18 protein-coding genes are annotated in these 19,877 nt (G+C 73.8%); 3 read left to right on the plus strand and 15 right to left on the minus strand.

The features are described from left to right. The 15 genes from ACXJKG_RS03290 to ACXJKG_RS03360 all read right to left on the minus strand — a co-directional run. Nucleotides 1–635: RDD family protein (locus tag ACXJKG_RS03290; protein WP_456844331.1), on the minus strand; the 635-nt coding region annotated here is incomplete at its 3' end. A gap of 127 nt (nucleotides 636–762) precedes the next feature. Further along, nucleotides 763–1,710, minus strand: a complete 948-nt coding sequence (locus ACXJKG_RS03295) for a hypothetical protein (protein WP_456844332.1) — start codon at nucleotides 1,708–1,710, stop codon at nucleotides 763–765. After that, entirely contained in the window at nucleotides 1,707–2,159 is a 453-nt protein-coding gene (locus tag ACXJKG_RS03300) for a hypothetical protein (RefSeq protein WP_456844333.1), read from the minus strand. The genes ACXJKG_RS03295 and ACXJKG_RS03300 overlap by 4 nt, the downstream gene beginning before the upstream one ends. Further along, complete coding sequence (locus tag ACXJKG_RS03305; RefSeq protein WP_456844334.1) at nucleotides 2,156–2,611, minus strand: hypothetical protein; 456 nt, start codon at nucleotides 2,609–2,611, stop codon at nucleotides 2,156–2,158. Before ACXJKG_RS03305 ends, ACXJKG_RS03300 begins: the two co-directional genes overlap by 4 nt. Beyond that, nucleotides 2,608–4,869: a hypothetical protein gene (locus tag ACXJKG_RS03310; RefSeq protein ID WP_456844335.1), complete on the minus strand. Its 2,262-nt coding sequence runs from the start codon at nucleotides 4,867–4,869 to the stop codon at nucleotides 2,608–2,610. The genes ACXJKG_RS03305 and ACXJKG_RS03310 overlap by 4 nt, the downstream gene beginning before the upstream one ends. Beyond that, entirely contained in the window at nucleotides 4,866–5,225 is a 360-nt protein-coding gene (locus ACXJKG_RS03315) for a DUF6507 family protein (protein WP_456844336.1), read from the minus strand. Before ACXJKG_RS03315 ends, ACXJKG_RS03310 begins: the two co-directional genes overlap by 4 nt. A gap of 4 nt (nucleotides 5,226–5,229) precedes the next feature. Further along, nucleotides 5,230–5,547 carry a pore-forming ESAT-6 family protein gene (locus ACXJKG_RS03320; RefSeq protein ID WP_456844337.1) on the minus strand — a complete coding sequence of 106 codons (318 nt, stop codon included), beginning with the start codon at nucleotides 5,545–5,547 and terminating at the stop codon, nucleotides 5,230–5,232. A gap of 11 nt (nucleotides 5,548–5,558) precedes the next feature. Then, nucleotides 5,559–5,885, minus strand: coding sequence for a WXG100 family type VII secretion target (locus ACXJKG_RS03325; RefSeq protein WP_456844338.1), 327 nt, complete (start codon nucleotides 5,883–5,885; stop codon nucleotides 5,559–5,561). 217 nt (nucleotides 5,886–6,102) lie between these two features. After that, the gene (locus tag ACXJKG_RS03330) at nucleotides 6,103–6,564 is read right to left on the minus strand and encodes an RDD family protein (RefSeq protein WP_456844339.1); all 462 of its coding nucleotides are present in this window, start codon (nucleotides 6,562–6,564) and stop codon (nucleotides 6,103–6,105) included. Between the two features lie 34 nt (nucleotides 6,565–6,598). Continuing rightward, on the minus strand, nucleotides 6,599–7,072 hold the full coding sequence (locus ACXJKG_RS03335) for a TIGR00725 family protein (RefSeq protein WP_456844340.1): 474 nt from the start codon (nucleotides 7,070–7,072) through the stop codon (nucleotides 6,599–6,601). A gap of 98 nt (nucleotides 7,073–7,170) precedes the next feature. Further along, a complete protein-coding gene (locus ACXJKG_RS03340) occupies nucleotides 7,171–7,788 on the minus strand; it encodes an L-threonylcarbamoyladenylate synthase (protein ID WP_456844341.1) in 618 nt (205 codons plus the stop codon). 18 nt (nucleotides 7,789–7,806) lie between these two features. Next, on the minus strand, nucleotides 7,807–8,163 hold the full coding sequence (locus ACXJKG_RS03345) for a nucleotide pyrophosphohydrolase (RefSeq protein WP_456844342.1): 357 nt from the start codon (nucleotides 8,161–8,163) through the stop codon (nucleotides 7,807–7,809). Between the two features lie 13 nt (nucleotides 8,164–8,176). Continuing rightward, complete coding sequence (locus ACXJKG_RS03350; protein ID WP_456844343.1) at nucleotides 8,177–10,234, minus strand: elongation factor G; 2,058 nt, start codon at nucleotides 10,232–10,234, stop codon at nucleotides 8,177–8,179. A gap of 104 nt (nucleotides 10,235–10,338) precedes the next feature. After that, entirely contained in the window at nucleotides 10,339–11,292 is a 954-nt protein-coding gene (locus ACXJKG_RS03355; RefSeq protein WP_456844344.1) for an FKBP-type peptidyl-prolyl cis-trans isomerase, read from the minus strand. Between the two features lie 113 nt (nucleotides 11,293–11,405). After that, nucleotides 11,406–13,088 (minus strand): alpha-amylase family protein, encoded by a 1,683-nt coding sequence (locus ACXJKG_RS03360; protein ID WP_456844345.1) that lies wholly within the window; start codon nucleotides 13,086–13,088, stop codon nucleotides 11,406–11,408. Between the two features lie 300 nt (nucleotides 13,089–13,388). On the opposite strand from ACXJKG_RS03360, the gene ACXJKG_RS03365 reads away from it, so the two are divergent. Genes ACXJKG_RS03365 through ACXJKG_RS03375 form a run of 3 tightly spaced genes read left to right on the plus strand, consistent with a single transcriptional unit; the run spans nucleotide 13,389 to nucleotide 19,877 of the window. Beyond that, the gene (locus tag ACXJKG_RS03365) at nucleotides 13,389–13,727 is read left to right on the plus strand and encodes a hypothetical protein (RefSeq protein WP_456844346.1); all 339 of its coding nucleotides are present in this window, start codon (nucleotides 13,389–13,391) and stop codon (nucleotides 13,725–13,727) included. Continuing rightward, the gene (locus ACXJKG_RS03370; protein WP_456844347.1) at nucleotides 13,724–16,516 is read left to right on the plus strand and encodes a vWA domain-containing protein; all 2,793 of its coding nucleotides are present in this window, start codon (nucleotides 13,724–13,726) and stop codon (nucleotides 16,514–16,516) included. The genes ACXJKG_RS03365 and ACXJKG_RS03370 overlap by 4 nt, the downstream gene beginning before the upstream one ends. A 37-nt stretch (nucleotides 16,517–16,553) precedes the next feature. Then, nucleotides 16,554–19,877, plus strand: coding sequence for a tubulin-like doman-containing protein (locus tag ACXJKG_RS03375; protein WP_456844348.1), 3,324 nt, complete (start codon nucleotides 16,554–16,556; stop codon nucleotides 19,875–19,877).

The raw sequence follows: 19,877 nt of genomic DNA on the forward strand, positions 1-19,877 counted from the left end.
CGACGGGAGGGCTCGGGCGCCGGTGCGGGGGTCGGGCCCGTGGCGGGAGCCGCGGTGCGGTGGGCGGCGCGGGTGGCCCCGGTGGTGACGGCCGGCGCGGCCGGTGCGGCCGGCCGGATCTCGCGCGGCGCGATCTCRTGCGGTGCGACGCCCGGCCCGTCCGGGGCGACGTCGTGCAGGGGGTCCCGACCCGCCCGCACGTCGAGCGTCACCGTGTCGCGCAGCCAGGTGCGCAGCCCGACGCCGGCGCCCGGCGGCAGCCCGGTGAGGACGTCGACGGTCCGCAGGCCGAGCAGCGCGCTGCCCGGCGTCTGGCCCGCGCGGGCGAGCGTCGCCCACATCGCGAGCGCGAGCCCGACGACGAGCACCGCGCCGGTGGCGATGAGAGCCGCGCGTGCGCCGGCAGGCGCCAGCAGGCCGACGACCAGCGGGGACAGCGCCACGAGCAGCAGCAGGACGTCGACCACGGCGGCCAGCGCCCGCGAGCCGGTCGCGGCGGGCAGGGTCCCGGCGAGCGCGGTGGGCATCGAGGCCTGCGGGTGCTGCACGCGCGACCCGCACCGCGGGCAGACGTCGCGACCGTCGGGCAGGGCTGCGGCGCACACACCACAGGAGGCAGCGACGGCGACGGTCATGCCGGCGGACCCCCTCGATCATCGTGGGCGTCCTGCCGGTCGGCACCCGGCATCGGCCCTCTGCGACCGCCGATACTGGCACGTTTCAGGCGCCCCTGCGACCGCCCCCCGAGGGAACCGGGTGCGCTCAGCTCGCCGCTGACCACGACGCCGGGAGGAGCTGGGTGGTGACGACGTCGACGAGGCTCGCGGTGGGCACGGTGGCCTCGTACACGGCGGCGTCGACCTTGGACAGGCGCAGGCCCTCCGCCAGGTTGGCGTCGTGGCCCGTGTACGAGACGCGGGAGAGCTCCGTGCCGTCGGTGTGCGTCCACTGGTCCACGGACCGCACCTCGAGCCCGTTCCAGCGGCCCGAGACGTCCAGCTCGAACAGCTCGGTGACCTCGCCGACCGGGACCACCCGTCGCCAGCGGCCCGCGACGGTCCGGGCGAAGCCGTAGGCCGGGGGCGGCTCGACCTCGGACACGACCACCACCTCGTCGCCGAGCGGGTCCGCGTTCAGATAGGTGTTCTGCCACGTCGCCATCGGGCCCACCAGCCGCGAGATCCGCGGGCTGGGCGACGGCGTCACGCGCACCACGTCGGACACCCACGCGTGGCCGACGTCGACGTACTGGGCGAGCACCGTGCTCGACCCGTCGGCGGCGATGCGCACCAGCTCGGACGCCGCCGGCACCCGCGAGTGGACCAGCCAGGAGAGCGGGACGAGGTGGCCCTCGACGGGCACGAACCCGGTCCCCGTGAACGGCGGCCGGTCGAGGAACGGGCCACCCGTCAGCGCGCGGGTCTCGGCGTCCGTGCCGCCGGTGGCGTTCTCGAACCGGAGCTGCGCGGTCGCCGGGAACCGCAGGACGTCGACGTGCGGGGCGTCCGGGGCGAACGGCGTGCCCGGGAAGCCGAGCCCGTGCGCCGCGAACACCTCGGCCGGCGTGGTCGCCCACGCGACGTCGTCGGCGCGCACGACGAAGCCCGCGACGCGGTCGTACCCGCCGTCGAGGTAGGCCGTGCTCATCTGCGGCGTCACGGCCTTCTGCATGACGGTCGTGACGTGCTCCTGGGAGGACCCGGCCCTCACGGCAGCTGGTACGGCTCGTCGGTCAGCTCGACCGCGCCGAGCTCGTCGAGCGGGGCGTGGACGAACCACCCGACGCCTGGCCCCCCGGCGGAGGGCCGGCCGGCCAGGACGTCGTCGTCGAACGGGTCGTGGCTGCCGACCAGGACCGTGCCGGTCTCCGGGTCGGCCGGGCCCGCGAGCCAGACCTGCCCGTCGCCCCACGACGCGGTCGCCGACGTCACGTAGGTCCGCTCCACGGACGACGGACGCAGGGCGACCCACGCGGCGCCGGGCAGCTCACCGCTGGTCGCCACGATGTCGGCGGCGTCGAAGCGCTCGAGCCCGACGTCGCCCGACAGCCGGACGGCCAGGGTGTACTGCCGCTCGGGGACGACGACGGTGCGGTAGTGCTCGCCGCGGTAGACGAGGTACGCGCCGCGACGGACGGCTGGGTCCCGGGCGTCCGTCACGGGGTCTCCCGCAGCTGCACCGGGCGGTCGACCGCGCGGACGTCCTCGAGCTCGGTCGCGTCCACGAGGGTGCGCCAGCCGGAGTACTGGTCGCCGAGCATGTGGGTGGCCGCCGCGAACTGCGGGCTCCGCTCGTACGCGATCTCCACGGTGCCGGTGGCGACGTCGGGCGCCTTGGTCACCGTGACCGGCTCGCCGAACCAGGTGGCGACGACGCTGCGCTGGAAGACGCGGTCGAGCGCGTGGTCGGGGACGTCGAGCATCCACGGCTGCCCCTCGCGGTGCGGCACGCGCTGCACGACGTCCGCGGCGGGGAAGGCCTCGTACGCCGCGACGTCGTCGAGCAGCAGGCGCCGGGCGCCGCGGATCGGCCCGGCCGACTTGTACGTGGTGCCGCGGTGGATCGCGAACTCGCCCCGCGGGAGCGACAGCGCCGGGTCCGTCGACGTCACCGGGCCACCCGGATCCACGTGGACCCGTCGAACGCCGCGTACAGACGCTGGGTGCCGTCGCGCGTGAACTCCCAGATCTCGGCGCCCGCGGGGATGTCCGCCCGCGGCAGCCGGTACTCGGGGATGAGGTCCGGGGACTTGAGGAACCCGTTGCCGGTGTACGGGTCCGCCCAGGTGTCCGTCGAGCCGTTGCCGCCCAGGAGCGAGTTCCGCGAGATGTCGGCGTTCTGCGTGGCCTCGAAGCGCAGGGCGTGGAAGCTGTCCGCGTCGGTGGTGAAGGGGGTCTTGGGATAGTCCAGCCGGAGCGCGTCGTGCAGGTGCTCGACGCTGCTCAGGCCGACGACGTCCTCGAGGCGCGCGACCGAGCCACCCAGCTGCGTCATGGAGCCGTTGAGGATGTTCTGCAGGTCGGTCGGGTCCAGCACCTTCTGCACCGCGTCCCCGGCGGACGGCGGCGGCAGGGCGTCGTCGATCTCGCGCAGGACGGCCAGCTCCGGGGGCGTGAGGTCGCCGATCGGCGTCATCACCACCTGCACCAGGTGGTCGTGCGTCCACGGCGCGACGCCGTGCCGGGCGAACACGTCGGGGTCGGCGAGCACGGAGTCGATGACCTGCGCGGCGTTGTGCGCGGGCACCTGCTCGGGCGCGTAGGCGGTGTGGTGCTCGGTGCCGTCGGCCATCGTGTAGACGCGCTCGGGGTCCGGCGGCGTGCCCGGGGTGCCGCCCCCGGTCCCGCCGGTCGGCGGAGCGGGGTCGGTGACGGGACCGCTCGGGCCGCCGGGGTGGGCCGGTCCGGGGGCCGTCGTCGTGCCGCCTGTCGGACCCGGGTCGTGGCTCCCGCCGGTCGGCGTGTCCGTGCTCGGCGCGTGGACGGGGTCCGTGGGGGCCTTCGGCGAGCCGGCCAGGTCGTCGCCGCCCGTGCCGGTGCCGCCGGGGGTGGTGTCGTGGATCGGGTTGCCGTCGGGGCCGACCAGCTGGTGGTTGACCGGCGCGGGGACCTCGACCGGCTCGTGCACGGGCGGCAGGTCGGCGGGGTCGCGCACCGGCGGGACGCCGTCAGCGATGTTGTCGAGGCTGCTGGTGGGCAGGTCGAACGTGGTGGGCACGTCGGGGACCTTGAGGGCGTCGCCCAGGCCCTCGGTCGCGCCGCGCAGGCCGCCGAGCAGGTCGCCCATCTTGGGCAGCACGATCTTGCCGCCCTTGAGGGCCAGGGCCACGGGGTCGACGAAGTCGGCGATCCGCGCGCCCTTCTCGAGCCACGTGGCCACCCGGCCGGCCTTCGCCGCCAGGGCGCCGCCCTTGACCACGCCCGCGGCCTGCCCCGCCACGGGGATGAAGAAGGTGCCGATGTTGAAGATCGCACCGCCGGCGCCGCGGGCTCCGTGGCCGTCCTCCCAGGCGTCGTAGCTGATCAGGCCCTTGCCCAGCGCGGTCCAGGAGTCGCCGGCCGTGCCCCACGACCACTGCCCGTCCTTGAGGCCGATGAGGCCGCCCATGGCGCCCCACGTGGTCTTCATGGTGTCCCAGGACCACGACCAGTCCTGGATGCCGACCATGGCGCCGAGCCCGACGAGCGTCCCGCCCAGGCCGTCGACCACGAGCCCGTCCCAGACGAACTCCTTGACCCCGACGGCCGCGGACTTCGGGCAGTGGTCCTTGCGCTCCACGGACGAGCCCCACGCCATCGCCGCGTCGTCCGGGATCTCCGCGACCCCGTAGCCCAGGGGGTCGTGCTCGCTGGTCATGGCGTGCCACGGCGCCGCGCAGTACAGGGCGCGGATCCCGTTGGCGCAGGTGCGCTCGGCGTCCCAGAGCGTGACCTGGGCGGAGTTGACGCGCCCGATCAGGTCCGTGTTCTCGTCGACCAGGTCCTGGTCGTACTCCCAGTCGCTGTTCGACGCGATCTTGTCGCGGAACGCGTAGGCGTCGCGCTTGACCGCCGCGAGGGAGGCCTTGATGGGACGGATCTCCTCGGCGTAGGCGCGCAGCACGACCGCGACCTGGGCGACGGCGTCGCCGAAGTCGCGCGCGCTCGCCTCCACCGGGTCCATCACTGTGAACAGCTGCGCCGCCTCGGGCGCCTCGTAGTGAGCCGCGAGGCCACGCCACTTGCCGACGACGTCCGCGCCCGCGTCCCGGACCGCCCCGCCGCCGGTGCCCAGCGCGTTCGCCGCCGCGATCACGCCGTCCGGGTCGAGGTCGGCACCGGGGATCGCGTACGGGTTGATGCCCGACGCGTAGCACATGTCCGCCGTCATGAGCCCGGCACCGGGGGGACGGTGAACGTCGAGACGCCCGTGCCGGCGACGGACTGCGCGGCCGCCTGCTGCTGCGCCGCCATCTCCTCGTCGCCCGTCAGGTACCAGCGGGTCGCCGCGGCCGCGCCACCGACCGACGCGTTGATGCGGTTGCCGATGGACGTCAGCGTGGGCTTGTAGAACTCGAAGAACCCGCTGAGCGCGTCGGCGATGATCGGCGAGCTCGCCGTCCCCGCCACGACGGACTCCGCGTGCCCGGGCAGCTGCTCCACGGCGCTGCCCAGCAGCTCAGCCGCGCTCCCCACCCGGGTGAGGACGTCCTGCACGCCCGCGGGCTCGATGTGCCATCTCGACATCGGGTCAGCCGATCGCGTCGACGGCGGCCTTGGCCTTCTTCAGGGTGTCCTGCGCGGTGGTGTCGTTCTTCTCCAGCGCGCCGCGGAGCGTGCGGATGATCGTGCGCACCTCGCCGGCGACCCGGTTCCAGCGGGCCTCCTTGGCGGCGTAGTCCTCGGACACGCCGTCGGCCAGGTAGTCCGACATCGCGGCCTTGACGTCCCGGTCACGGGCGTCGATCAGGGCCTCGAGCCGCGACGCGACGGCGTTGAAGTTCTCCTGGGCCGTCTGCGAGGCCGCGAGCTCGTAGTCGCGGCGGTCGATGCTGTTGCCGGTGCTCATGGTGATCCCCCTCAGGCCTTGGAGCTGCCGAAGCGCGCCGCGTCGAACGCGGTGCTGCCCTCGGTCGATCGGGTCTCGTCCGCCATCTGCTGGTCGCCCTCGCCGAACGAGCGGTCCATGCCGCCGATGCCGGTGAGCACCGCGTGCAGAGCACCGTTGAGGTCGGCGGAGATGCGGTCGGTCTCGCCCTTGAACTTGTCGAACGCCGCGCGACCCGCGCCGTTGAACTTGCCCTGGAGCGGCTCGGCGGCGGCGGCCAGTTGCTTCACCAGGGCGCCGAGGTCGTCGCTGGACGTCGAGGTCTTCTTGGTCAGCGTCGAGAGGACGTCTGATCCCATCGCGAACTTCATGTGGCCCCCATGCCGTCGGTCCGTCGTTCCGCCGCCCAACCTCGCGGCAATTCGAGCATCGTGCCAGGTATGCCGGGCTCGTGCAGGCGTTCCCGCCGGGCGCGGATGGTTGCCCCGGGTCCCGAATTGCGCTCTGACGACGGTGTTCACCCGGTTCGGCGCGAATCGGACGGCGCGCCCGGTTCACCCGTCCGGGTTGCCCGTGTCACTCCGTGAGACCCGGGGCCGCCCGGACCACCACCGTCGAGGCGGTCTTGTCCGCGAACGTCTGACGGCGCCGGTCCCACAACGGCCAGAGGAACCCGAGGAGCAGCGGCAGGTCGAGCAGGTGGGCGACGTCGCGCGTGATCGCCGGGCCGGCGCCGAGCGGCTCGTCCGTGACCGTCGAGACCAGCCGCGTGCCCGTCAGCGACCGGCCCAGGGACTGGCCCGACCGACCCTGCTGCCCGCCGCGGTTCCACACCCACACCACCGGGATGAGCACCGCGCCGACGATGACGACGACGCCGCCGACCGTCGGGTGCGTCGGCGGTGGCTGCGGGTCGGTGAGGACCGAGAGGGCGACGCCCAGGAGGTAGACCGCGAACGTGACCAGCACGTCGACCACGGCGCCCGCCGCGCGGCGCCACCAGCCCGCGAGCGGGCTGTGCGCGGCTGCGTCTGTCACGCGGGCATTCCTACCACTGCGGCCGGGCGCGTCCTCAGTCGGTCAGCCGGTCCAGCAGCGCGAGCGCCTCGGCTGCCGACGCCACCTCGCGCGGGCCCGTCGCCGGCACGGACCCGTCGGCCGGGGCGATCCGCCAGCCGCCGATCGCGACGACCGGCACGCCCGTCCGCACGGCCAGCGCCACCTCGCTCGTCGTCCCCCACGACCCGCCCACGCTCACGACGACGTCGCTGGACCGCACGATCAGGGCGTTCCGGAGCTCGCCGAGCCCGGTCGGGATCGCCACCGTGACGTGCGGGTCCGCCTCAGCCCGGTCGGTCCCGGGCAGCAGCCCGACGACCACCCCGCCGGCCTGCGCGGCACCGCGCGCGACGGCGGCCATCACGCCACCGAGCCCGCCGCAGACCACGACGTCCCCGCGCCGGGCAAGCCCGAGACCCAGCTCCTCGGCCGCGTCAATCTCGTCGGCGGACGCCTCCGACGGCCCGACCACCCCGACGTACGCCACCGCCACCCCCTCGAGAACGTCACTTCACCGCGAGAACGTCACTCTGAACTGCCGTTCTCGCGACGAAGTGACGTTCTCGCGGAACGGGGACAGCGTCCTCAGAACCGGTCCGGGTCGCCCGCGCCCACCCGGACCACCTCGGGCGTGCCGTCGGTCCAGTCCACCACCGTCGTCGGCTCGGTCCCGCAGTCGCCGGCGTCGACCACCGCGTCCAGCACCTGGTCCAGCTCCTCCTTGATCTGCCAGCCCTCGACCATGGGCCACTCGTGCCCGGGCATCAGCAGGGTGCTGGACAGGAGGGGCTCGCCGAGCTCGCGCAGGATCGCCTGGGCCACGGGGTGGTTCGGGATGCGCACGCCGACGGACCGCTTCTTCGCGTGCGCGAGCCGCTTGGGCACCTCGGGGGTGGCCAGCAGGATGAACGTGTACGGGCCGGGGGTCGCCGCCTTGATCGCGCGGAACGCGCTGTTGTCCAGGTGCACCAGCTGCCCGAGCTGCGCGAAGTCGGCGCAGACCAGCGTGAAGTGGTGCCGGTCGTCGAGGTGCCGGATGGACCGGATGCGGTCCGCGCCCGCGTGGTTGTCGATCCGGGAGCCCAGCGCGTAGCAGGAGTCCGTGGGGTAGGCGATGACCGCGTCCTTGCGGAGCAGCTCGACCACCTGCGCGATCGACCGCGGCTGGGGGTTCTCGGGGTGGACGTCGAAGTACCGGGCCATGGTGTCGAGGCTAGGCGTCTACGGCTTGTCGGGCGCGACGCCGCGGACCTCGTCGGCCGCGAACCGGCGGTGCGAGTCCGCCAGCTTGGCCCGCGCGGCCTCGCCCAGGTCGACGCCGAGCACGTCGGCGAGGCACACGAGGTAGACGAGGACGTCGGCCATCTCCTCCGCGACGCGCGCGTGGCGGTCGGGGGCGGCGAACCGCGCGACCGCCTCGTGCGCGGGCACCCACTGGAACAGCTCCGCCAGCTCCCCGACCTCGCCCACCAGCGCGAGGATCACGGACTTCGGGTCGTGGAACTGCTGCCAGTCGCGCTCGGTGCTGAACTCCCTGACCAGGCGCGTCAGCTGGGCGATCTCCCGTTCGTCGGTCACGGGCGCGAGTCTCTCAGGCCGGGACCAGGTGGTCGGGGCACACCTCGAACCGGTCGGCCTCGATCGACAGCTCGGCGCGGCCGCCGGTGATCGAGCGCAGGTCCAGCACGTACCGCCCGAGCTCCGCCTCCGGCACCGACGCCTCGATGAGCACCAGGCCGTCGTCGAGGGACGTGGTCGCGTTGATGTGCCCCCGCCGGGCCGACAGGTCGCTCATCACGTCGCCCTGCGCGGTGATCGGCACGGTCACCGACACGTGGCTGATGGGCTCGAGGACGATGGTGCCGACGGCGTTGAGGGCCTCGCGGACGCCGTTGCCCGCGGCCGTGCGGAAGGCCATGTCGGAGGAGTCGACCGAGTGCGACTTGCCGTCGTAGACCTCGACGCGCAGGTCGACGACGGGGTAGCCGTGCGGGCCGCCGCCGGCCATCGCCTCGATCACGCCCTTGTGCACGGCCTGCACGTAGGTGCGGGGGATGGCGCCGCCGACGATGGCGTCGACGAACTCGAACCCCGTCCCGTGCGGCAGGGGCGACACCCGCAGCTGCACCACCGCGAACTGCCCGTGCCCGCCCGACTGCTTCTTCACCTTGCCCTCGGCCTCGACGGGCCGGCGGATGGTCTCGCGGTACCCGACCGGCACGGGCGACGTGCTGACGTGCACCCCGAACACCCGCGCCAGCCGCTCCAGCGCCACCGCCAGGTGCGTGTCGCCGAGCCCCCGCAGCACGGTGCTCTCGCCGGAGCGCTCGATGCGCAGCGTGGGGTCCTCGGCGGTGAGGCGGCCCAGGGCGGCGGAGAGCCGGTCGTCGTCGGACTGCGTGAGCGGCTCGAGCGCCAGCCCGTACACCGTGTCCCGCTCCCGCGGGGGCCGGGCGGTCATCGACGCGGCCGGCCCGGTGCGCTCCGCCAGCAGGGTCCCCGACGGCGTCCCGGTGAGCTTGGCGACGGCGCCGATCTGCCCCGCCGGGACGGCGTCGACCGGCAGGTGCTCCTTGCCCCGCAGCCGGAACAGCCCCGGGATGCGCTCCTCCGTGCGGGTCGCCGTGTTGATCAGCCGGTCTCCGTTGCGGACCGTGCCGGACAGCACCCGGAACATGGTCACCTGGCCGACGAACGGGTCCGCGAGCGTGCGGAACGCGTACAGCAGGGTCGGGCCGTCCGGGTCGGCGGCCACCTCGACCTCGGTCTTGCCGGCCTGCACGCGGGCGGTCCGGTCCGCCGGGGACGGACCCAGCTCGCAGAGCAGGTCCGCCAGCCGGTCGACGCCGACGCCGGTGACCCCCGAGGCCATGAGCACGGGGAACGCCTCGCCGTCGCGGACCTCGTGCGCGAGCGTGCTCTCCAGCTCCGCGGTGGTCGGCATGTCGCCCGACAGGTACCGCTCGAGCTGGTCGTCGTCGTGCGCGACGATCTCCTCGGTCACCTCGTCGTGCAGGCGATGCTCCTCGTCCGCGAGCCCCGCGGGGAGGGCCTCGGAGTGGTGCCGGCCCTCGCGGTCGTAGGCGAGGCCCTCCTCGGAGAGCACGTCGGCGACGCCCGTGAACGCCGTCTCCTCGCCGAGCGGCAGCTCGAGGGGGACCAGGGCGTCCCCGAAGGCCGCGCGCAGGTCCGCCAGCACGTGCCGGAAGTCGGCCCGGGCCTTGTCCTCCTTGGTCACGACGACCATCCGGGGCACGCCCGCGTCGGCCGCGAGCCGCCATGCCGCGTGCGTGCCGGACTGGACCCCGTCGACCGCGCTCACCACGATCAGCGCCAGGTCCGCGGCCGCCAGCGCGGCGTCGACGGAACCCGCGAAGTCGGCCGACCCCGGGGCGTCGAGCAGCGTCACGTCGTAGGCGTTGCCATCCGGTGCGGTCCACGGAAAGGGGGCGACCCCGAGGCCCAGGGAGATCCCGCGCGCGATCTCCTCCGGCTCGTGGTCGGTGACCGTCGACCCGTCCTCGATGCGCCCCGCACGGGTGAGCACGCCGGCGCGGTGCAGCAGCGCCTCGGTGAGGGTCGTCTTGCCCGATCCGGCGGCGCCGAGCAGCGCGACCGTCCGGATCCTCGGCGTCGCTGCCTGGTCCATCGTCCACTCCCGGTCCGGAGTCGTCTGGCTCTTCCGGCCACCCTAGGACGCCACGAGCCCGGGACGCGAGGCGTCCCGGGCTCGTGCTGCGTGCAGGGTGTGGGTCAGCTGGCGGCGAGGATGTCCACCACGAACACCAGCGTGGAGTTCGCCGGGATCGAGCCGCTGGCCGTGGCCCCGTAACCGAGGTCCGGCGGGATGATCAGCAGCACCTGGCTGCCGACCGTCTGGCCCGTGAGGCCCTGGGTCCAGCCGGGGATGACGCCGCTCAGCGCGAACGTCGCCGGCTCGCCGCGGTCCCACGAGGAGTCGAACTGCGTGCCGTCCCAGAGCCAGCCGGTGTAGTGCACCGTCAGCGTCTGGTCGGCGGTCACCGGAGCGCCTGCGCCCTTGATCAGCGTCTGCGCGACCAGCGTGGTCGGCGCCGGGTCGGTGAGCGGCGTGATCGACGGCTTGCCGTCGGCGTCGAGGGTCACGGTCGGCAGGCCGGCGGGCGGGGTCACGGCCTCGCCCTCGGCGCGCTTGGGCACCGGCGGGGTGTCCTTGGCCTCCACGACCTCGCCGACGACCACGTTCGTCGTGCCGTCGTCGCCGGGGACGGCGAACAGGATGCGGACGCCGACCTTCTGGCCGACGAGCGCGTCGTGCAGCGCCGGGAGCAGCTGGTCGTCCGCGACGAGGGTCTCAGGGGTGCTCGAGTAGGTGTCGCCGAGCGCGCTGCCGTCCTTGCCGGAGATCGCCGTGGTCTGGATGGAGAGCGTCTGGCCCTCGGTGATCTCGGCGCCCGTGCCCTCGTCGACGACGCGCACGGTCAGGCCGGTCACGGTGAACGGCGTCGACGGGAGCGTGATGGTCGGCTTGCTGCCGGCTTCTCCCTCGACCTTCACCTGGGCGAGCGCGGCGGTGTCGGCGGCGTTCTCGGCCGACGTCGACGACGCGGAGGGCGACGCGGACGGGTCGGCGCCGGAGTCACCGGAGCAGGCGGCCAGCGACAGGCCGAGGGTCAGGGCGACTGCGGCCGCGGCGAGGCCGCGGCGGGCGGTGGTCGTGCGGCGCACGAAGGTCCTCCGTCGTATTGGGTCCCGCCCGGGGAGGCGGCGGACCTCGGCACGGTACGCGAGTTTTCTGGGAGTGTGCTGAGCGAGCCGACCGGCGGGCGGCGCGAATCGCTTCAGATCAGCCGGCGGTCGCCCTGCCGGACCACCCGCAGCCAGCGGTAGCCGTAGCCCTCGACGTCGACGTCGGTACGGCCGTCGGCGTCGATCGTGCACGAGCCGTCCTGCAGCAGGTCGACCAGCTCGACCGTGTCGTCGCAGTCGGCGAACCGGAGGGGCACGGTGACGGCGTCCGGGCCGAGGTTGTGCACCGCGATCGTCGAGCCGTCACCCCAGGTGCTGCGGTGGGCGAGGACCGAGTGGTGCGGCTGCGCGAGGATCTCGGCCCGCGCGGTCCAGCCGAGCTCGGGGGACTCCCGGTAGCGGCGGACCAGCAGCTGGACGAAGTTGAGCAGCGACCCGGGGTCGCGGCGCTGGTCGGCCACGTTCACGTGCTCGGGGGAGTACCCGCCCGGGGTGACCGGACCCGACAGCCTGCGCGCCGGCGCCTGCGAGAATCCGCCGTTCGTGCCCGAGGTCCACTGCATGGGCGTGCGGACGGCCATCCGACCCTCGGCGGCGAGGTTCTCGCCCATGCCGATCTCCTCGCCGTAGAACAGGACCGGCGTGCCGGGCAGCGAGAAGAGCAGCGAGTAGACCATCCGGATGCGGCGGGGGTCGCCGTCCAGCATCGTCGGCAGACGCCGTCGCAGGCCGCGGCCGTAGAGCTGCATGTCGGGGTCCGGGCCGAGGGCGTCGAACACCTCCTGGCGCTCCTCGTCCGACAGCTTGTCCAGCGTGAGCTCGTCGTGGTTGCGGACGAACGTGGCCCACTGGGCGTCGTGCGGGATCTCGGGTCGCTTCGACAGGGCGTCGGCGATCGGGCGGGCGTCCCGTCGGGCGAGCGCCAGGTAGAGGTGCTGCATGCCGATGAAGTCGAACTGCAGCGTCAGCTCGTCGCTCTGTGCAGGGCCCCCGCCGAAGTAGAGCCGCTGCTGCTCGTACGGCAGGTTGACCTCGCCCATGAGGATCGCGTCGCCGACCCGGCGGGTCAGGAACGAGCGCAGCTCCTTGAGGAAGTCGTGCTTGTGGACCACGTCGTCGCCCGGGGTGTTCGCCGCGTCCGCGAGGAAGAACGGCACGGCGTCGACCCGGAACCCGCTCAGCCCCAGCTCGGCCCAGTACCCGATCACCTTCGCGATCGCGTCCCTGACCTGCGGGTTCGCCGTGTTGAGGTCCGGCTGCTGGTGGTAGAAGGTGTGCCGGTACCACTCGCCGGTCGCGTCGTCCTTGGTCCAGATGCCCGTCTCCTTGTCCGGGAAGACGACCTTGTCCTTGGTGGACGGCGGCTTGTCCTTCCGCCAGACGTAGAAGTCGCGGTACGGGTTGTCGAGGCTCTTGCGGGACTCCTGGAACCACCGGTGCTTCCACGACGTGTGGTTGACGACGAGGTCCGCGATCACCCGGATCCCGCGGTCGCGGGCGGTCCGGATCACCTCGAGCAGGTCGCCCACGTCGCCCAGCCGCGGGTCGACCCCCAGGAAGTCCGAGATGTCGTAGCCGTCGTCGTAGTCCTGCGTCGGGTAGAACGGCATGAGCCACAGGCACGTGACGCCCAGGTCGGCCAGGTGGTCGATCCTCTGCACCAGGCCCGGGAGGTCGCCGACGCCGTCGTCGTTCCAGTCCATGAACGTCTCGACGTCCAGGCAGTAGATGACGGCGTTCTTCCACCACAGGTCACCGGTGTCGTGAATCCTCATGGGGTCCGTTCCTACCGCCTGCGTGCCGATGCCGCGCGCGGGACCGCCGGCTCGGGAGTCACGGACGGGTGAACGCCGACCGGGTGAAAAGGGCTGACGCGCTGCACCGACGCTTGTGGGGTGGATGACCGCATTGTCTCGGGGGGACGGCCGTGACAATCTGCAGATGAGCCGCAGATCGGGTGCGGCGCGGGGGGATCTGCAGGACGAAGGACCAGGACGGATGTCCGTGCTGGTTCCTAGAGTTCAACGATTGCCCCGTCGAACCCGATGCGGACGACGACGTCGACGGGAGGACGTGTGGCCGACACCCTGGTCCGGCGCGACGCCGTCCGAGCCCCCGCGTGGCCCGCGTTCGCGGCCGTGGCGGTCGCGCTGCTCTCCGTGGTCCTCGCCCTCGTCTCGGCCCTCGTCCTCGATCCTCCGTCGCGCGTCCTGCTGATCGCGGGGTACGTGCTCGGCGCCGTCGTCACCACCGTCGTCGCCAGCGTGTACCGGGCGATGCGCAACGCCCGCCGCTCGGACCCCGCGTTCCGCCCGCAGCCGTGGCTGGACCGCCTGGCCACGTGGGCGCTCGTCGTCGGTGTCCTTGCCGGGCTKCTCAACGCCTTCTTCCTCGCGACGGAGCTCGCCAAGTGAGGCGCGTCCGGCGGGCCCTGGCGTGGCTCGCCGCGGCCGGTGTGGCGGTGTCCGCCGCGCTCGTGCTGGCCCCGTCGGCGACGGCGGCGTCCGACCTGAGCGACGCGGGAGCGGCCGCGTTCGCCGACGTCGCCAGCTGCGCCGCGACCTCCGACCACCTGCTCGCCGCGATCGTCGTGGACGCGTCGGGGTCGCTGCGGCAGACCGACCCCGACGACAAGCGCGTCCAGGCCATCGCGACCGCCCTCGACTCGCTCGCCTCGCTGCGTGCCGAGAGCAACGGGTCGCTGGACGTGCAGGCGAGCCTGGCCACGTTCGGCGCGCAGTACGAGGAGCTCGTCGGGTGGGGCTCGGTCGACGGGTCCCAGCTGGCCGCGCTGGAGGGCTCGGCCACCGCCGACCTGCCGAGTCGCGACCGCGAGAACCTCACGGACTACCGGGCGGCCCTGCGGGGCGCACAGTCCTCCCTCGACGCGCAGGCGACGGCCGTCGGCGGCACCAGCTGCAAGGTCCTGCTCTGGTTCACGGACGGTCGGCTCGACGTGGACGGCACCGGCGGCAGCGAGCCCGCCACGGACGCCGCCCGCGCCGAGCTCTGCACGCCGCAGGGGCAGATCGACGGGGTGCGCGGCGACCGGATCGCGATCATCGCCCTCGCGCTGTTCACCGAGGGCTCGGTCACGCAGCAGGACCAGGACCGGCTGCAGGCGATCGCGGAGGGCACCGGCGGCGCCGAGACGTGCGGCACGGTCCCGATCCCCGCCACCTCGGCCGGCGGCGCGTTCCTGCGTGCCGACGACGCCGACGCGATGCGGCGCCTCTTCGCCCAGGCCGCCGCGCTCATCGCGGGCGGCACCTCGTGGAAGTCGCTCGAGTGCCCGTCGGCCGAGTGCGTGGACGGCACGCTGACCATCCCGGCGGACCGCGGCATCGGGCGCTTCCGCGTGGTCCTCGAGCGCGATGCCGCCGCGGCCCTGCCGACGCTGCTGGCCTCGGACGGCACGACGGTCCCCCTGGACGTGCCGTCGTCCCAGGCCGACGGGGCGCAGGTGGTCGTCAGCGACCGCGAGGGCCTGATGACGATCGACGTCACGTTCCCGCCCGCCGGCTCCGACGGGGGCGACTGGACCCTGCAGCTGGGCAGCACGGCGAGCCTCGTGGACCTGTACTACTTCTGGGGCGTCGACCTGGCGATCGAGGGGCCGGAGCGCGGCCTCACCATCGGCGAGACCAGCACCGTCACGGTGACCCCCCAGCACAAGGACGGCAGCCCGGTGTCGCCGGACGAGCTCTCCGGGGACCTGGACCTCGCGGTGACCGTCGCCGGCGTCGACGCGAGCAGCGACGTCAAGGACCTCGGCGACGGGTCCTTCTCGCTCGACGTGACGGTCCCCGCCGAGGGGGCGGCCTCGTCGATGGCGATCGAGGCGACGGCCCGCGGGGTGAGCGCGCCGAGCGAGATCCCCCTCGGGCCCGTCACCTCGCGCGCCGACCTGCCGACGGCCCTGCCGACGTCCTACCCGACCGTCGCGCCGAGCCGGTTGCTCCTGCCCAACCTCGTCGGTGACGGCACGACGAGCGGGACGCTCACCTTCACCGGGTCGAAGGACGGGGCCACGCGGGCCTGCGTCGCGGACGCGACGTTCACTGACGCTCCCGACCCCGCCGGCACGATCACGCTGACGCCGGACAACCCCTGCGTCGACGTCCCGGCCGACGGCACGGCGCAGATCACCGTCGAGGTCTCGTCCCAGCACCCTGCGGACGGTCGGGTCGACGGGACCCTGCCGATCACCCTCACCGGTGCCAACGGCGGCGACGACGTCACCCTCACCGTGCCCGTCGGGCTGTCCATGACCCGGCCCGTCGACGAGGGGAAGCGCTGGGGCCTGGTGGCCCTGTTCTCGCTGGCCGCCCTGCTCATCGCGTGGCTCACCGCGGAGGTCTCGCGGCGCGTCGCGGACCGCTTCCGGCTCACCACCGACGCGCGCGTCGCGTCCGTGCCGGTGCTCGTCAGCGCCGCGGGGATCCGCCGGGCGAACGCCGACCACCCGAACCTGCTCGAGCCGGCCTTCGACTTCGAGGCGCTCCGGGTGTCGAGGCCGGGACGCCTGGCCAAGTTCGACGCGGCCGGGCTCGRGTACCGGCGGACGTTCCCCTGGTTCCCGCTGAAGTCGGGCACGGGCGTGGTCAGCGCCGCGGGCGACTCGATCGTCGTGACGACCGCCGGCAACGAGCTCGTCCGCGGCGACGGCCGGACGGCGACGGTCCAGCTGCCCGGCTCGGTCGGGTTCGTGCTGGTCGCCGAGCCGCCGGCGCCGGGCGCGGCCGACGTCCAGGGCCGGCTGGTCATGGTGATCGACTCCCGCGACGGCGTCGCGGCCGCCCTGCCCGACCGGCTCGACGAGGTGCGCGACGCCCCGTGGGACCGGATCGTCGACGCGGTCCTGGGTGTGGTGAGCGCGCGCGGCGCGGTCGCCGCGAAGGCCGCGGGTCGCGCCCCGGCACCCGCGACTGCGACGACGCACGTCGCCGCCGAGGAGCGCGCGGCCCCGACCGCGTCGTGGGCCGACGACGACGCGCCGGCGGCACCGGCTCGGTCGACCTCCGGATCCGACTGGGCCGACGACCTCGGCCCCAGCAGCTCGCCCACGCCCGAGCCCACCGGCAAGGGACCACGCGGCCGACGGGGGCGTCCGCGCCCCGAACGGTCGACCTCATCGACCCCACCTCCCGCCGTCGACGACGCTGCCGGCGACGCACCTCCGAGCCAGATGAACTGGGACTAGACCACCCGCACGCTCTTTCTCACCACAAGGACACCTCATGCTTCGTCCGTTTCTCCTCGTCGGCGTCGGCGGCTCCGGCGGCAAGACGCTCCGCGTGGTCCGCGAGGACCTCGAGCGCCGGCTCCAGCAGGCCGGCTGGTCCGGCGACCTCCCGCGCGCGTGGCAGTTCCTGCACATCGACGTGCCCACGGTCGCGGACGGCAACGACTCGGACCTGCCCGGGCAGCTGCCCGACCGGGACTACCAGGGCCTGGTCGCCACGGGGGTGGACTACCGGACGATCGACGCGGCGATGACCAGCACAGCCAGCGCCCACCTGGCCGACGCGCTCGGCGGGTGGCGTCCGGACCCCAACCGCGTGAACATCCCGGCGAGCAAGGGCGCCGGGCAGTACCGGGCGCTCGGCCGCGTCATCACGGTGGCCGGCCTGGACCGGGTGCGTGAGGCGCTCCAGAGCGCCCGGCGCCAGCTGACCGGGGCCGAGGTGGTCGGCGAGCTGCAGCAGGTCACCAAGAAGCTCGGCGGCGAGCCGTCGTCGGTGGTGCACGAGCCGACGGTCATCGTCGTCTCCTCCATCGCGGGCGGCAGCGGCTCCGGCGCGGTGATCGACGTCTGCGACGCGGTGCGCGCGCTGGGCGACAAGTGGGCGAGCGAGATCGTCGGCGTCCTGTACGCCCCGGACGTCTTCGACTACCTGCCCGAGGAGGCCCGCCGCGGCGTGCGCCCGAACTCGCTGGCGGCGCTGGCCGAGCTGCTCAGCGGCTTCTGGAACGAGGACGGTGCGACCGAGGGGACCACCGAGCTGTTCGCCCGGTACGGCGTGCAGCTGGGCAACGCGCGGCGGCTCGGGCCGCGGTACCCGTTCCTCGTCGGCGCCCGCAACGAGCACGTCACCTACCAGACCCAGAACGACATCTACCGCGCCCTCGGTCGGTCGCTGGGCGCGTGGGTGGTCAGCGAGCGGCTGCAGGACGCCCTCTCGACGTACACGCAGGGCAACTGGGCCCCGACCGCCCAGGCGGTCCCGGACAAGCTCTCGCTGCACACCCAGGGCACCGAGACGCCGTTCGCCGCGCTGGGCTCGTCCCGCGTCGGGCTCGGCCGGGACCGGTTCCGCGACTACGCGAGCGAGCACCTGGCCCGCACGGTCGTCGAGCGGTTCACCCGTCGGCACGAGGAGCTGCGGCAGCGCGGCGACGACCGGACCGACAAGCAGCTGGTCCGGGACACCGCCGACGACGTGTTCKGCGGGTTCCTGGCGGCGTCGGGGCTGGACGAGCGCGGCAAGGACCGCAACCAGATCGTCGACGCCCTGCGCCCGGAGTCCCTGCGCGACGACCTGAAGGCCGTCTTCGGCGAGGTGCAGGCGAAGTCGCGCGACGCCATCTCAGAGAAGGGCGAGCGGGCCGAGAACGTCCGTCGCAACATCCGCAACCTCGTCGCCGAGCGCCGCTCCCACTTCCAGACCACCCAGCTCGCCGCCCGGACGGATGCCGCCCGGGCCTGGGTCGACAGCATCCAGCGCGACCTCACCGCGCTCGCGGCGCGGTACGTCGCGTCCAGCGGCGCGCCCGTGACGGTCGAGCTCCTTCGGCGGCTGGCGACCGAGGTGCGGCAGGTCCGCGACGAGCTCCGGGGCGAGGCCAGCGCGAGCCGCCGCTGGGCCGCTGACGTGGACCAGCAGATCCGCGGCGCGCTCGACGACGCCGACACCGCGGTCGTCCTGAAGACCACCGACCGGCTGGCCGAGGCGGTCAAGCGGGCCGTGCACACCCTCGCCGAGGAGCAGGAGGCGGAGATCCGCGACCTCGCGGTCGAGCTCATCCCCGACCTGGTCGAGAACGTGCTCGACCCCCTGATCCAGGCCGTCGAGCACGGGCTCGAGGCGCTGGCCGAGGCCCGAGGCGCCCGACCGGACGGGCGTCCGTCGATCGTCGCGCTGTGGCCCGAGGGCGACGTCATCCCGATCCGCCTGCGCCCGGCCCCCAACGAGTTCCTCCTGGAGAAGCCGGACGACTACCCCGACATCCTGTCGTCGCTGGTGTCCCGGACGCTCGGCATCGAGCAGCCGCGCGACGCCCGGAAGTCCGCGGACATCCAGGTGCTCCTCGGCACGGACGAGGTGGACGGGGTCAAGCAGGACCTGATCGCGCGGACGTCGGACTGGGTGCCGCGCAACCACCTCCTGCACCGCACGGTCACTGCCGCACCCAGCCGGGCGTCGTTCGCGGTGCACGCCGGCGCCGACGACCTGCTCGAGCGGGCGCGCACCTGGCTCCACCGCGACGGGACGGCGGCCGGGCGCTACATGGGCGAGGGGCTGCGCGACTACCTCGACCCGACGAGCGTCGGGCCGGCCGAGCTCGCGGCCCGGCTGCAGCGCTTCGAGGGCCAGCTCATCGCCGCCCTCAACGCCGGCTCGCCCCTGGTGAGCATCAACCCGTCCGTGCTCGTGCAGGTGCACGGCAAGAACGAGGTGTCGTACTCCACGCTGTTCAGCGAGGTGCCGCTGCCGGAGAAGTCGCCGGCCCGCGAACGCTTCCGCACGCTGCTGGAGTCGCGCGGCCAGTGGAACGAGGGCGTGGCCAAGTCGTTCAGCGACGGCGACGGCGCCTTCATCGACATCTTCACGGTCAACCGCGAGCCGTACGAGCCGGTCGTGTTCGACAGCCTGATGCGGCCCATCGCCAGCGAGTGGGGCGCCCGGAGCGCGTCGCCCGACCAGCGGGCGGAGTTCTGGCGCTGGCGTCGGTCGCGTCCGCTGGCCGAGGCGCTGCCGTTCTCGCCGGCCGTGCTCCGGTCGCTCGTGCGCGGCTGGTTCGTCGCCGGGTGCCTGAACCACCTCGAGGTCGACGACACGGGTGCCCGCGTCTTCGTGCCGGCCGACCTGGGCAAGGGCGGCAAGATGGCGGCGTTCCCGTGGCCCACCCTGACGGGGGTCAAGGCGACCGGCCCGGACCTGCTCCCGGCGCTGCTGGAGTCGGTCAGCCTGGCGATGCTCGACGTGAACGCCACGGAGTCCCTGGACCCGATGAAGCCGTACGACCGGCTGCGCGCCCTGGGCAGCGGCGGCGACGACCTCCCGGACGAGCTGTCCGCCTGGATCCTCGACGGCACCAACGCGCGCGGCGAGTCCGGCGCCGCGGCCGACTGGGAGCTGCGACGCAAGAAGGTCGAGCAGCGGATCGACGCCCTGACCGCCAAGTTCGACGAGCACTTCTCGCGCGTCGAGGAGGGCAACGACCTGCTCGGATTCCCGGGGTCGTACGAGCTGCGCGGCGAGATCCGCGCCTCGCTCGGGGACCTGCGCCGCAGCGTCGGGGCCCTGCAGCCCGTGGCCGAGGGCGGGGGCTTCTTCTGA

The organism is Cellulomonas sp. P5_C6 (assembly GCF_054049635.1).